The organism is Edaphocola aurantiacus (genome assembly GCF_019797745.1).
Classification (GTDB): Bacteria; Bacteroidota; Bacteroidia; order Chitinophagales; family Chitinophagaceae; genus Edaphocola; species Edaphocola aurantiacus.
Genome location: NZ_VOSI01000001.1, coordinates 347,665 through 362,699, shown reverse-complemented (window position 1 = coordinate 362,699; position 15,035 = coordinate 347,665). Strand labels below are relative to the sequence as shown.

The window sequence follows — 15,035 nt, the reverse complement described above, 5'->3', positions numbered from 1 at the left end:
AAACAAATCATAATGAACACAAAATTACTGGTACGCGTACTGGCCTTGCTGTTTATGAGCATAGGTCTGGGGCAAAGCTTGTCTTCGTACGGGCAGGGTGCTGCAAAGGCACTGAGTTTTAATGGCAGCAGCCATGTGAATATGGGCGACTCCTTATCCCGCTCCCTGTCACAATCTGACTTTACCATAGAAATGTGGGTAAAAGTCAGAAGCAATAGTTCTGACCCGGTATTCCTGGGTAATAAAAACTGGGCCAGTGGGGCCAATACCGGTATCGTCTGGTGCCGTTATGCCACGAACACCCTTCGCTTTAACTTCCGCGCTGCGGGTCGTACCCGTAAGGATATGAATATGACCTTGGATTATGGCAAATGGAATCATATCGCGGTTACCGTAAAACGTAATGGAAACATCACGGGTTATGTAAACGGTGTACAGAATGGTACAGCTGTAAGCATTGCCGCAGATTCCGGTTTCGCTATTGATGCAGGTTTGCCTTTACGCCTTGGTGCAGATGGTAATGCCGCTTTCGGTATCGATGGTGATATGGATGAGGTGCGCATCTGGAATAATGTACGCACAGTGGCCGATATCCGCAATGATATGTGTCACAAACTGACCGGGGCAGAAACCGGGCTGATGGCTTACTACCGTATGGATGAAGCTACCGGCACTACGGTAGCAAACTCCGCTGCAACAAGCACCGGATTTTTCAACGGTACTTTCGTTAATACACCGGCAAGAATAGCCAGCGGTGCATCTGTCGGAGATGAATCGGTACAACTGTATGCTGCAACGTACACCGGACAGACATTAAGCCTGACCTCTCCTGCGAACGGAACCGTACAGCTGGATAATATCAGCAATAATACTACCGGCATACACCTGTTCAAAGTGAATGCCGTACCGAATACGACTTCCGGTATTGCCAATCCGGGCACAAATAATGTGTACTACGGTGTATTCCCGGTATCAGATACCAGCAGCTATAACCTGGTGTATAATTATACCAACTATCCGGCGGCCAATACATTTGAAGGTGGTATAGACCTGTTTAAGCGCTACAGTATGGATTCTGTGTGGAGCTTATGGGCGGCGACTAAAAATATAACCAATAATACCCTGAGCAAAACGGGTATTTCGGGCAGACAGGAATTAATCATCGGTAGCTTCGTTACCTCTGTGACCTGTAATACACCTACTGCATTAAATGCACAGAATATTAGCACCAGCGCTGCACAGCTGAGCTGGATCACCGGCGGTTCCAATGCCTGGAACCTGGTATACGGTCAAGGAACCTTTATTCCGGGTAATGGCGGTACTGTGGTGAACAATCTTTCTGCTGCAAACTATACGGTAAATAACCTGCAAAGCAATACTACCTACAGATTCTATGTGCGTGATACCTGTGCTTCTATCAATAGCGCCAGTGCATGGGCCGGACCGTATACGTTTACAACGGCTATGGACTACAGCACTTATGGCAGTGGTTATGCAATGAACTTCCAGGGTACGGGCGCTAATGAACATGTAAACCTGGGTGATTCTTTATCCGGTGCTATGGCAAAAGGCAGTTATACTTTAGAGACATGGATTAAGTTCAATAACCCTTCCAGCGATCCTTCCTTTATCGGAAACAAAGACTGGAACAGTGGTGCCAATACAGGTATTCTCTGGTGCTGGAACGGTGGCGGTAACCTGCGTTTCAATTTCAAGCCAGCTGGCGGTACCCGCAGAGATTATGATATCAATGTACCGGACCCGGCAGAGTGGAATCATATCGCTATGGTTGTAGACCGTAAAGGAAGCCTTACGGCATACCTGAATGGGGTACAGGCCGGCAGCCCGATCAATATCGCTGCAGACTCTTTACTGAGCCTTGATGGTACATTACCTATGCGTATCGGTCAGGATGGTACCGGTGTGTACGGTCCTAAATTTAAAGGAGGAATGGATGAACTGCGCGTCTGGAAGAAAGCAATGACGGTTGAAGAGATCAGGGCAAATATGTGTCATAAAATCAATGCTACTGATACTAATTTATTGGCCTATTATCGTATGGATGAGGCCAGCGGTACGGTACTGACCAACCTTGCTGCAACCGGTACGGTGTTTAACGGTACATTGCTGAACAACCCGCAACGCGTGATCAGTGGTGCTGCTATCGGAGATACGAGTATACAAGTGTACCCTAACGGATGGAATGGTGTAAGCCTTTCATTAGGCAGTAATGCTATGGGACAGATCACGATCGATTCTGTAGAAGCCAATACTAAAGGGCTACAATTATACCGCATCAATACTGTGCCGAATATGGTGAATGGTATTGTGCAATTAGGTACGACCAATCAATACTTCGGTGTGTATACCCCGGGCAATAAAACAGCTCAGTATAAAACAGTGTACCATTACAGCAGTTATCCTAATGCAGTAAGTAATAATGCTAACCTGCACCTGTATAACCGTAAAGCAAATGATGATACTTTGTGGACACAGAGTGTAGCGGCTAACAATACAACTGCACAGCAACTGAGCTTAATGCAGGCTTTGGGTGTGAAGCAATTTGTCCTGGCAGACTTCTCTGCTCCGGCCTGTGCTACACCACAGAACATTACTATTGCCAATATAGACACTGGTAATGCTACCATCAGCTGGACTTCCGCTGCGGGTAAACACCTGATCGAATACGGTAATATCGCTTTCTTACCAGGTACTGGTACTGCCGTAACGAGCACAACTGCTTCGCTGACCTTAACGAACCTGAATGCTTCTCAGACGTACAAGTTTTATATGAAAGACTCCTGTAGTGCAACAAGCGCCAGTACATGGGTTGGACCATTCTACTTCACTACGCTGAACCCTTGTCCGCAACCGTTCAACGTACATGCAGACAGTATTACAGCTGCGGCTATGGTCCTGAAGTGGGAAGATAACGGTATCGTTACCCAGGATTATATTGTAAGCTGGGGCACACAAGGATTTGGTAATCCGGCATTCGGTATCCAGACCACTGTTGGTGATAAACGTTTTGAGCTGACTGCGGCAACACCGAATACTACTTATGATTTTTATGTAAGAGCTAACTGTAATTCCAGTGTGACGAACAGCGGATGGGTAGGGCCATTCTCCTACACTACACTGCCATGTGAGCCGGCGCATAATGTTGTGGTGAGCAACATCAATGCAAGCGGGGCAAAAGCTACCTGGACCAGTACTGCGGGTTTATGGAACCTGAGTTATGGTACAACCGGTTTCGTTCCGGCTAATGGTACCATCGTTGCGAACCTGAGTGCTGCACAGTATACTTTCTCCGGACTGACCAACAATACGGATTATGAGTTCTACATACAGGATAGCTGTACTTTAGGGCTGAATCCATGGCAGGGACCATTTACCTTTACTACAGCAGATCCGAACAGTATTAAGGAGTTGGGTGCAGATGATTTCAGACTGTATCCTAACCCGGCTGCTGATCAGCTGCAGGTAATCCTGAATGGTACTGCACAGGCAAAACTGGTGATGCATAACCAGATCGGTACAGTAGTACTGCAACAGGTAATCAGCAACAGATTGACAAGTCTGGATGTACAGACCTTACCAGCAGGCGTATATTTCATTACCGTAAATAATGGTAAAGCATCAGGAACACAGAAAGTAGTAATCCAACATTAATTTAAATATAATACCCATATTGTCTCCGGCTAGCCGGAGACAATATATTTTGCATTTAGAGACACAATACATACACATGACAAAACAGTTTGACGTAATCATTATCGGAGCCGGAGTCCTTGGCGTATTTCATGCTTATCATGCCCTGAAGGCAGGCAAGACGGTAATGTTACTGGAGAAGGATAAGCGTGCCCAGGAAGCCACTGTACGCAATTTCGGGCAGGTCGTGCCTTCTGGTCTGATACCCGGCAGTGAATGGCATGAATACGGTCGCATGGCTACAGAATTATACAAAGAAATACAAAGTGAATTCCATATTGGTATCCGCAATAATGGTTCCTGTTATATAGCCAATACAGCGTCTGAAATGACGGTACTGGAAGAGCTGCAGACAAAGTTTCAGGCGGTAGATTATACAGCTGAATTATGGACCGCTGCACAGTTGCTGGAGCGCTACCCGATGGTGCAGACCGGTTATGCTAAGGGAGCACTGTTCTTTCCGCAGGAAGTATCGGCCGAGCCGGAAATCCTGGTGCATCGTGTACTGGAATACCTGTCCGTTAAATTTCCGCAGCAGTTCAGCCACCGGAATAATTGCCCTGTAGTGGCCACAGAAACTGCCGGAGATACCGTAAGGGTAAGCACTGCTGACAAGCAGGAGTATACTGCAGTTCATTGTTTTATCTGCTCTGGCAGAGAGTTTAAATTACTATTCCCGGAAGTGTTTGCTACAAGCGGGCTGATCGTATCTAAGCTGAATATGATGGCTACTTACCCGCAGCAGCATACGGTGTTGCCGGGCAATATCCTTACCGGGCTTACGATCAGACGCTATGAGAGCTTTACGGCCTGTGACAGTTATCAGCAGCTGGATACCGCAGACGTGCCACAGGATTGTGTGGATTACGGCATTCATATCCTGTTTAAACAAAGGGTAGACGGTAGTGTGATCATCGGAGATTCTCATCTCTATGCACCAATAGAGGACCAGGATGACCTGAGCATATTCTATAATGATATGCACATTAATGAGATCATGCTGAGGGAAGCAAAGAAGATCATGCAACTGGACAACTGGAATATAGCCCAGAACTGGGCCGGTTTTTATGCCCAGCATGACGATGAGATTTTCTGTCATACCATAGACAAGCGCATTCATATTGTTACGGGTATTGGCGGTAAGGGCATGACAACCTCTGCCGGCTTTGCACAACACAATATCAGCAAAGTATTGAACAGTTAGTGGAATTTCTGTTCAATGTAAAAGGAGCATCGTGAGATGCTCCTTTCTTTATATAATCCAGGTTCAAATTAATGACCTTTCAGGAATTGCTGTAACAGGTCTGCAAAGCGATATACATCTTCAAAGCTGTTGTACATCGGTACTGGTGCGATGCGGATTACATTTGGCTCACGCCAGTCTGCAACTACACCATGAGCGGTCAGGTGATCAAATGCAGCTCTGCCTTTGTCTTTGAACAACAGGGACAGCTGCGCTCCACGGCGATGCGGTTCTTTTGGTGTAATAATTTCAAAAATACCGGCTGCTTCCAATGGTTGCAACAGGAATTCTGCATAAGCAGTCAGCTTCAGGCTCTTTTCTCTGAGTTGTGCTACAGATGTTTTGTCAAAAATATCCAGGGAAGATTTGTGCGCGATCATATTGAAAACCGGCGCATTACTCATCTGCCAGCTGGCTGCACCTTTAGCAGGGATAAAGCCTTTTTTCATTTTGAAACGGGTAGACTCATCATTGCCCCACCAACCGGCAAGACGCAGGGTATCCGGGTTGTTGCCATGTTTCTCATGAACAAAAATACCCGCTACACCACCAGGACCAGAGTTTAGGTATTTGTAAGAACACCAGCAGGCGAAGTCTACATCCCAGTCATGCAATTGCATCGGCACATTACCCATAGCATGTGCAAGGTCAAAACCGCACAGGGCGCCAACTTCATGCGCTGCTTTGGTAATCGCCGGCATGTCAAAGAATTGACCGGTATAATAGTTTACACCACCCATCATCACACAAGCCAGCTGATCGCCGGTGTCTTTGATGGCCTGTAAAATATCTTCATCTCTCAGGCAATGCTCTCCATCTCTCGGAGTCAGTTCGATAATGGCTTCATTAGGATCAAAGCCGTGCATTTTTACCTGCGTTTCCATTGCATACTGATCAGAAGGGAATGCGCCTGCCTCCATAATGATCTTATAGCGCTGCTGGGTAGGGCGGTAAAAAGAGATCATTAGTAAATGCAGGTTTACCGTCAGCGTATTCATAGCCACTACTTCTGAAGTATTGGCTCCTACGATTCTGGCCAGGGAAGTGCTGAACTGATTGTGGTAATGCATCCATGGGTTCTCTGCCTGGAAATGACCTTCTACACCATATTTGGCCCAGTCGGCCAGCTCTTTCTGAAACAGCCAGGAAGCACTTCTTGGTTGCAGACCCAGTGAGTTACCGCAGAAATAAAGCACATCATTTCCATCATGCTGAGGAAAATGGAAGCGCTCACGGAAAGAATGTAATATATCTACATCATCAAGTGATAATGCATATTCAAGATTGTTTTCGAACGTGTACGTAGTCATGTCGAATGAGTAATATTATATAATGAATGAAGTGAAATAAAATTTAAGATGCGTTCTCTGCAGCATTGGCCTTTTCGGTAGCGGCTTTATTCATGTCTGTCTTCAAGGCTTTTTGCTGGAACAGTAACAGGATAATTACGCCCAGTGAGATAGAAGCATCTGCAAAGTTGAAGATCGGATCAAAGAAGGTAAAGCGTTGTCCGCCTACCATTGGCATCCATTTCGGCCAATGGGTATCGATTACCGGGAAGTAGAACATATCTACTACGCTGCCATGCAGCAGCCCGGAATAACCCTTGCCGAATTTGGCCACGCCAAGATAACTTACATAGTCATTTACAGCAGGATCGAATGCCAGGCCACGATCAAACATCATTCCGTAGAACATACTGTCGATCAGGTTGCCCGCTGCACCTGCGAGGATCATGGCCGCGCATATTTTTACGCCATTGCTCAGACCACGTTTCACCAGGGTCTTTACCCAGTAAAAACCGAAGCCTACTGCTACCAGGCGGAAGAGGGTCAGGATTACTTTACCGGTGGTAGAATCCATGATCTTCATCCCGAAGGCCATTCCGGAATTCTCAATAAAGTACAACTGGAACCATTTCAGGCCCATGACGTTGATACTATCACCGTAATTGAAATTAAGCTTAACGTATATCTTGATGAACTGGTCTATGAGGATAATCAGGAAGACGAGGAGTAAAATATGTTTATACTTCATATAATTTGCAGCAATGCTTCGCCGGTTTTGATGCGCGCGAATAAATAAATACAGGTTTTTTGAAAAACGAAACAAAAATAAGGGAATCCTTGTGAATTGCCTGTTATACATAATAAAAAAGCAGCCCGAAAGGCTGCTTTTTTATTGATTGTGTTATTTTATCCCGGTATGCGGGCAATTTGTTTGTTCATTTCTTTCAGTTGCTCTACAATCTCTGCATTTTTAGGCTTGGCGGCCTTTGCTTTTGCAAAGTAAAATTTACAACCGCGGTAATCTCTTCTCTGTGCGCAGATAGAAGATAACTGCATATAAGCTCTTGCTGTAGTATCTGCATCCGGTAAGCCCAGTTGCACTGCTTTGCGCAATTGCTCATAAGATTCTTTCAGATTTCCTTTCTGAGCAGAGATAAAGCCTAACTGCAGTAAAGCCATACCTTCAGCATCCTTATCTGTAGCACCTGAAGCCAGTCCTTTTCTCAGCTGCTCTTCCGCAGCATCCAGGTCATTGTTCATGGTAGATAAGTTTGCCTTCAGCATATAAAAGCCTGATCTTACCTGTTTGAACAGCCATTCTGGTTTTTTTACAGAATCAATTAATTTCTGAGCTTCTTCTACATCGCCACTTTCAATATAATGCGGGAGAATAGTCATCGGGCCGATCAGGAAATGTGCGGCAGCGGTCAGTAAACCGATGAGGATAGGCAACCAGCCCAGCCACCAGGTTACTTTGATACCTGAAAATATACCTAATGCGATAAATAGCACTGCCAGCAGCAGACGGTTCTTGACTAAAAATCTACGTAATGCAAACATGTTGTTCTTTCTGATTTGAGCCGCAAAGTTAATTGAAATATTCCTTTTGTAAAACATATTTGTAACCTTTACCTGAAGGGCATATGCGGGGAATGGACGGTATTTTGCTTGTATATACAGGTAATTTATTAACATTCTGTATCTCAATAGCTTGGATTATTGTTTTAATATTGGGGTAACCAAAAACGATTTTATGAAAAGAATAGCATCGATCTCCGCTGCCTTAGCCATTTTTGGCGGTGCCATAGCATTTGGTACCTCGTGTAATAAACCTAAAGACTGGAACTGTGAATGTACCGTAAATGGTAATACCAGTACTTCTATTATCCGTGATAAAACGTATAAAGAAGCAAAAGCAGAATGTAATCGCTCCGGAAGTGTATTGGGAGTTGACTATAATTGTAAAATAACTGTATTCTAAAACAAAACAAGTAGTGGACATAAGCCCATGGTGCAGCAAGGCACCATGGGCTTATTGTTTTCAGGTAATTAAGCGATGTACGATGAGGATATCCCTGGAATTGCCTCAGTCCGGAATTTTTTCAAAAAAAAACAAAAATATTTTTTCGCTTACCGATTCCATTTTTTTATCATAGCTTATTTATATTAAATGATTTATATGTATGGTTTGTTTCTTGATGTTTTGCGGGCATGTAAATCAATACCCATATGCGTTCTGAGGGTTTAGAATTTAGAGATCAGCATATTATTTTAGCTGAAAAAATGCCATGATTACACGTTTATTCGCCCTGTTCTTTCTGGGGCTTTTACTACAGACGGGAATGGTTTCTTCCCAGAATGCATTACATTTTGACGGCACCAATGATTACATCCAGACTAACCAGCCATCTATATCGGGTAGTGCTTCCCGGAGTATAGAGGCCTGGATTAAAATTCCCTCCACTACCTCCACCACACAGAAGGTAATCGTAGATATGGGTAGTACGGCAACCGGTGCCCGCTTCACCCTGAATGTGATTAACGGACAAAATTTACGGATTGAGGTTGCTGGGAGTGGGGTCACGGGTCTGGTAGACGTTACGGATAACAACTGGCATCATGTAGCCGTTACCTTTAATAATGCCAATGCTGCCGGCACAAAAGCTAAATTATATGTAGACGGGGTGCTGGATGCGCAGGGCGATCTGACTTCGGTAAACACTGCTACGGGTAATATCCGTATGGGCAGCCGTATAGACGGGCTTAGTTTCTTTGAAGGATCAATGGATGAGGTTAGGGTGTGGAACACCGAGCGCACTGCTGCTCAGATATTGTCCGATAAAAGTATCAGCTATTGTACTATTCCAGCTACCCTGATCACTTTCTACCGGTTCAATCAGGGTACCGCTTCCGGAGCCAATGCCGGCCTGACCAATGCGATTAACACAGCAAACGCTACCTATAGTGGTACGCTGACCGGGTTTGCACTGACCGGGGCAAGCTCCAACTGGGTAACCGGTGTGGCCATCAGTAATTCAGGATTTATCGCCGGTGCGACCATCAGCCCTGTGGCTTGCGGAGCTTATACCAGCCCCGGTAATAAAGTCTATACCACCAGCGGGACCTATCAGGATACGCTGAGCAGCAGCAATGGTTGTGATTCTATCATTACCATTAACCTGACGATCGGCGTGGCTACGGTAAATAACCTGTCGGCTAATAATATTACCAGTGCCACTGCAAACCTTAAATGGTCTACTACACCAAATGTTGCCGGATACCAGTATGTACTGGATCAGACCCTGGCAGCCCCGGCAGGTGCGGGTATCGCTACAACAGATACCTTTTACAATGCTTCCGGGCTGAACCCGGTTACGACATATTATATGCACGTAAGGGCTGCTTGCGGCAGTAGCTTTTCTGCCTGGCAGACCATCTCTTTTACGACATCGTGCATTATGCCCACTATTACAACGACAACAGATAGTTTCCGTTGCGGAAGCGGTACGGTAGTGCTGAAGGCAACGGGAACTGGTACTTCGGTTAAATGGTATGCGGCAGCGACCGGGGGCAGCGCCTTGTTTACCGGCAGTCCTTTTACAACATCTGTTATAGCAGCAACGACTCCTTACTATGTGAGCACTGTTAATGCCAGTGGTTGTGAAAGCGGCCGTACACTGGTGACCGCGACAGTACGTCCGCTGCCTCAGGTAAATTTAGGGCCGGACAAACAAATATGTCCCGGCGTCAATACTCCCTTAAACGGAACCTCTACCACGCCCAATGTTACTTATCTGTGGAGTACAGCCGCGCAAACCCCGTCCATTTCTGTCAATACACCGGGTTCATATATACTGACCGTTAATGACGGGATCTGCCAGAATAAAGATACCATTGTAGTCAGTACTGCACCCGCTCCGGTAGTTAATCTTGCGGATACGGTAAAGATATGTGCCGGCCATACTGCCGTGCTGGATGCCGGTAATGCCGGAGCAACCTTCCTCTGGAATACTGGTGCCACTAGTCAAATCTTAAATGTGACAGCAGGTGGTTTATATAAGGTAACAGTTACCAATAGCCTCACCTGTACTGGTAAAGACAGTATTTATGTACTGTACTATGCACCTGTAGTCGTTAATCTGGGCGCAGACACAATCATATGCCAGGATGCCAGCATTAGCTTAGATGCGGCCAATACGGGTTGTACGTACCAATGGAACACCGGTGCTACCGCCCAGACCATACAGGTAGACCAGCCGGGTAATTATACTGTAATGGTTACCGACCAGCATGCCTGCTTCGGATATGGCGCCATCACCGTTACAGAATATGGTACGCTAGCCCTGACTGGGATCAATTATGTTAAGGTATTTGAGCTTACTCCGGGTAGGGTAGATTTTGAACCCAATAGTCCTGCTGCTGTGCAGCACTATCTCTGGAATTTTGGTGACGGCAATACGTCAACCGAAATGAATCCGAGCCATATTTATACTGCGAGCGGTAATTATACGGTTACACTGCGTGTCCGGAATGCCTGTGATACCATTGAAAAGGTCCGTAACATCAGTATTGACCTGAACCCTACAGGTATACATCAGGTGCATATGAAAGAGACTGCTATTACAGTGTATCCTGTGCCGGCTAAGGATCAACTGACAATTAAAGCAGTAGAAAAAACAGTGCTCCTGCAAAAAATATCGCTTACCGATGCCTTTGGCAGAATGGTAGCTGAGTATGATGGAATGGCCCGGTCATATCTGGAGCTGCAACTTCATAATATAGCGGCAGGAAATTACTTCATCAAAATAGAAACGAATAAAGGCATTATAGTAAGGCATATTACAGTAAGCAAATAACATAAAAAACACCTGCCGGATGGCAGGTGTTTTTTATTGCAAATATCTTTAAGGGTATAAAAGAATTTTAGGCTTTCCGTCCCGTTCCCATTCATATACTTTTTTGGAGATAAGACGGTAGCTGCCAATGCCCTGTTTCAGGCCGCGGTTCTGAAGGTACCAGTGGTATAGATCTATAGATAATCCCCGGAAGCTGCTTTTGTATTGTTTTCTGAGCTTTTTCAGGTTTTCGATATCATTCTGCACCGTGGCATTGAGGGCTTCGTATTTTGCCTTACCTATGGTGGAGTCGATTTCAAACAGCTCCCTGTTGGCATACAGAAACAGGTTCAGGTACCCCGAGTATTGCATCCCGGGCATACTATCCTGCACGCAGATCATGTAGGCAATAAAATTGGCATCTCCTTCAGAAGCAATACCCGCCTGGTGGGCCATTTCGTGCGCGACCACGAAGCCCCACATAAACGCGGGCAGGGAAGTGGCAAACTGGCCTTCTCCCGTCAGTGGATTATAATATCCCTGTATGCCGAAATAATGCAGGCTGCTGCCAAAAAGCGTAGGCTTTACATTTAAGAGGGGCACCTTAGGGCCAAACATATTCTGATAGTCGATATTGATACGCTTGTTGAGCTGCGCAAGGTTAAGCGGATTGTCCGTATTGGGCAGTCGATTAATCTCTGCCACAAGTGTATCATTGAGGGCAATAAGGGTAGCCGTATCCAGGGTGCTGCGGCTTTCCGGTATCAGGGGCTCCCGTTTATAATTGGCACCCCATAGTATGATAAAGCTGGCGTAGAGAAACACAAGGGTTGCCGCAAAACGTAATAGCTGGTTGCCGACAATATGCTTGCCTAAACGATGGCTGAGTATAATATTCCGTACAAAGCGGAACAAAGAAATCAGCAGCCAGATCAATAAACCGATATAGATAAGGTCTCCTAAGCTAAAGGGCAGATACTGCAGGATGTGGCTGCGTATATTTTGTAAAGGCAGGTATATATAAGGTACATAGTAAGGCATGCCATAAGAAGACTGCAGCCATAGCGCTGTGATCAGGTAGATCGCAAGTGCCAGGAATAAGATCAGTCCTCTTTTATGTTTCCGCAATATGGTCATTAATGTATGTTTCCGTAATGTTACTAGCTAAAATACGGCAATAAACATTGTTTGTCAATAGATTGAAGCCTAAGACTCTGTTATTATTTTATGAACATACTCTAATGCTAATCCCAATGGAGCATTGCATATGGGGTTCCAGTACAGAAAAAGCGACTAACCATGCTGGTCAGTCGCTGTATTGATCATATTAAACTACAAACCCTGTAAGCCGGATTTTGTACCCTCCGTTGCCGGAGTGCCGCTATCATTTATCTACGCGGTACATCACTGTACAACTGTATCTGCCTACCCGCAAGCATCGGACGTGCCGCCCTTAATCGCTTGCCTATTGGGCATTTCAGCACGCAAGGTTTACCCGTAAAGACAGTTGCCTGCTCTTACCGTGCGCTCTTACCGCACATTTTCACCCTTACCCTTTGCAGGGCGGTTATTTTCTGTGGCACTTGCTGTTATGCGTTACCGCATACCCACCCGTTAGGTGGTGCATTGCACTATGCTGTCCGGACTTTCCTCTCGGGCATTGAGCCCCAGCGATAGCGCGGATTTGTAGTCGAGGCAAAGGTACGTCTTATTTGACGGATATTCAGTGCCGGTTTATTCTTCTGTCTTCTTTTTACGGGGTTGAGGCTTTTTAGCTTCTACCGTAATCCATTCATCCATTGTTATGGTAAAGGGCATATGACCGATACGGACAATCGCCTTTTTACCTTTCACTTCTACCAGGCGTCCGATCTGGTGATTATCTTTATTCCGCATCAGGTCACCTACCTCCGGTTGCTTCGCGGTGATCACATAGTTCTTATCTGCTTTGGTGGCTGCAGCCTGGTTCTGGATTATATGCTTTTTCTTAAAGAGTATTTTTTCGGCAGATTCAATGACCTCCTGCTTGTTGTCGGTACGCTTCCAGTCAAACACAATCTGTTTGAACTTACGTTCCATATCCCGCAGGTAATCCAGTTCTTCCTTCTTGATCTTGTTCTGCAATTTCAGCGTCTGATAGTGTTGCTCCAGGCGCTCCTTATCGATCAGCTCTTCGTATTTAGATTTCAATTTCTCATTTTCCTTTACCAGCTGGTCCAGGTGTCGCTCCTTACTGGTCATGCGCACCGATTGCTGTTCCGTCTGGTGCAGCATCTTGTCCAGCTTAAAGTGGCCCTTGTCTGTGATCTGACGGGCCCGGTTGATCACATGCTCCGGCAGGCCGCTGCGTTGTGCTATGGAGAAGGTGTAAGAACTACCCGGTTTGCCCAGTACCAGTTGGTACAAGGGTAATAGTTTTTCTTCATCAAAAGCCATGGCACCATTAAAAATACCAGGTACTTTACCCGCCATTACCTTCAGGTTGAGGTAGTGGGTGGTAATGATACCCATGGCTTTTTTATTGGCCAGCTGCTCCACGATCGCTTCGGCAAATGCTCCACCGAGATTAGGATCAGAACCGCTACCCAGCTCATCTACGAAGAACAGGGTCTTGCCATTGGCCTGTTCCAGGAAATATTTCATATCCCTCAGATGGGCACTGTAGGTACTCAGTTCATTCTCGATACTTTGGGTATCCCCGATATGGATCATGATTTGTTTGAAAATACCGATCTCGGAAGTGTCATCTGCCGGAATCAGTAAGCCCGCCTGACACATGGTTTGCAACAGGCCGATCGTTTTCATCGATACCGTTTTACCGCCTGCATTCGGACCACTGATCACCAGGATGCGGTTGTCCTTATCCATAGAGATGGTGAGCGGATATGTAGGTTTACCCAGCGTCTTATTGTGTAAGAGCAGCAGGGGGTGGTATGCTTTGATCAGGTGTGTACCGGGATTGGAACTCAGCCTTGGCATATGGGCATTCATATCGTGCGCCAGCAAAGCCTTGGCACGGATAAAGTCATACACACCACATAATTTAAGATAAGACTCCAGGTTAGGATGGTAAACCTGCAATGATGCAGTCAGGTCTTTAAGGATGCGGTAGACCTCACGACCTTCTTCTCTTTCCAGACTGGAAATATCATTATTCAGTTCGATGGTCTCTTCCGGTTCAATAAATACGGTCTTGCCCGATTCACTTTCACCATGCATGATCCCTTTTACAATACGCTTTTGCTCCGCCACAACGGCTACGGTTCTGCGACCGTTCATAAAGCTCTCTGAAATATCGGCCAGGTAACCCTGTTTGTTCAGTTTACGCAGGATGCCCTCAAATACTTTACGCAGTTGCTGTCTTTTCTTTTCAATATCATGACGCAGGCGCATCAGTTCTGTAGAGGCGGAATCTCTTACTACACCTGCATCGTCGATCATTTCATTAATGATCTTCGGAATTTCTTTCTGATAGGTAACTGCAATGGCAATCTCTTCCAGGCTGGGGTAGAGGTTGTTCTGGCGCTTTAGCCACAGGAGTATATCTCTTACGGTAAGCGTCAGTTTATTGATTGACAGAAAATCTTCTCCTTTCAGTACCGCGCCGGGTACGCGCAGGAGTTTGAGTTCACCGGTAATATCCTTAGTGAAATCATTAGGGAAATAATCGCTGCCGCCCAGCGTTTGTTTATATTCATACACCTGTTGCAGGGCCTCTTCGAGGTACTCCTTCTTGGTGTGAAACTTTATATTCAGTGCTGCTTGCTTCGCATAATTAGTTCTGCATTTTGCTAAAAGCAGTTGTCTTATTTTTTCGAATTCCAATCGCTCTAAAGCCTGTTCCGGATAAAACTGTAACATAATATGAAATCTAAATAAAAATGGTATCCGCAAAGTATGGTGTTAATACTTGCGGTCTTTTCATGTGATAATATGGTGCAAAAATAAACAATCAAA

The 15,035-nt window shown here is 45.6% G+C and carries 9 protein-coding genes and 1 other RNA gene; 4 read left to right on the top strand and 6 right to left on the bottom strand.

Going from position 1 to position 15,035, the window contains the following annotated elements:
• Positions 1 to 12: 12 nt before the first annotated feature.
• Entirely contained in the window at positions 13 to 3,672 is a 3,660-nt protein-coding gene (locus FTD44_RS01510; RefSeq protein WP_222164846.1) for a LamG-like jellyroll fold domain-containing protein, read from the top strand.
• Positions 3,673 to 3,748: 76 nt separating this feature from the next.
• Entirely contained in the window at positions 3,749 to 4,915 is a 1,167-nt protein-coding gene (locus FTD44_RS01505; RefSeq protein ID WP_222164845.1) for a TIGR03364 family FAD-dependent oxidoreductase, read from the top strand.
• Between the two features lie 68 nt (positions 4,916 to 4,983).
• Here FTD44_RS01505 and kynU read toward each other — a convergent pair whose 3' ends face one another.
• The 3 genes from kynU to FTD44_RS01490 all read right to left on the bottom strand — a co-directional run bounded on the left by kynU (position 4,984) and on the right by FTD44_RS01490 (position 7,803).
• Complete coding sequence (gene kynU, locus FTD44_RS01500; RefSeq protein WP_222164844.1) at positions 4,984 to 6,264, bottom strand: kynureninase; 1,281 nt, start codon at positions 6,262 to 6,264, stop codon at positions 4,984 to 4,986.
• Between the two features lie 43 nt (positions 6,265 to 6,307).
• On the bottom strand, positions 6,308 to 6,991 hold the full coding sequence (locus tag FTD44_RS01495; protein ID WP_222164843.1) for a lipoprotein signal peptidase: 684 nt from the start codon (positions 6,989 to 6,991) through the stop codon (positions 6,308 to 6,310).
• Positions 6,992 to 7,149: 158 nt separating this feature from the next.
• Complete coding sequence (locus FTD44_RS01490) at positions 7,150 to 7,803, bottom strand: tetratricopeptide repeat protein (RefSeq protein WP_222164842.1); 654 nt, start codon at positions 7,801 to 7,803, stop codon at positions 7,150 to 7,152.
• 193 nt (positions 7,804 to 7,996) lie between these two features.
• On the opposite strand from FTD44_RS01490, the gene FTD44_RS01485 reads away from it, so the two are divergent.
• Together FTD44_RS01485 and FTD44_RS01480 are read left to right on the top strand one after the other, a co-directional pair.
• Entirely contained in the window at positions 7,997 to 8,224 is a 228-nt protein-coding gene (locus tag FTD44_RS01485; protein ID WP_222164841.1) for a hypothetical protein, read from the top strand.
• A gap of 307 nt (positions 8,225 to 8,531) precedes the next feature.
• Positions 8,532 to 11,099 (top strand): LamG-like jellyroll fold domain-containing protein, encoded by a 2,568-nt coding sequence (locus FTD44_RS01480; protein WP_222164840.1) that lies wholly within the window; start codon positions 8,532 to 8,534, stop codon positions 11,097 to 11,099.
• 48 nt (positions 11,100 to 11,147) lie between these two features.
• Here the strand turns inward: FTD44_RS01480 and FTD44_RS01475 are convergent, their stop codons facing one another.
• The 3 genes from FTD44_RS01475 to FTD44_RS01465 form a co-directional block, all read right to left on the bottom strand.
• Positions 11,148 to 12,215 carry a DUF3810 domain-containing protein gene (locus FTD44_RS01475; protein WP_222164839.1) on the bottom strand — a complete coding sequence of 356 codons (1,068 nt, stop codon included), beginning with the start codon at positions 12,213 to 12,215 and terminating at the stop codon, positions 11,148 to 11,150.
• A 191-nt stretch (positions 12,216 to 12,406) separates the two neighbouring features.
• An RNA gene (gene rnpB, locus FTD44_RS01470) (RNase P RNA component class A) lies at positions 12,407 to 12,768 on the bottom strand.
• Positions 12,769 to 12,812: 44 nt separating this feature from the next.
• Positions 12,813 to 14,939, bottom strand: coding sequence for an endonuclease MutS2 (locus tag FTD44_RS01465; protein WP_222164838.1), 2,127 nt, complete (start codon positions 14,937 to 14,939; stop codon positions 12,813 to 12,815).
• Between the last annotated feature and the right edge of the window lie 96 nt (positions 14,940 to 15,035).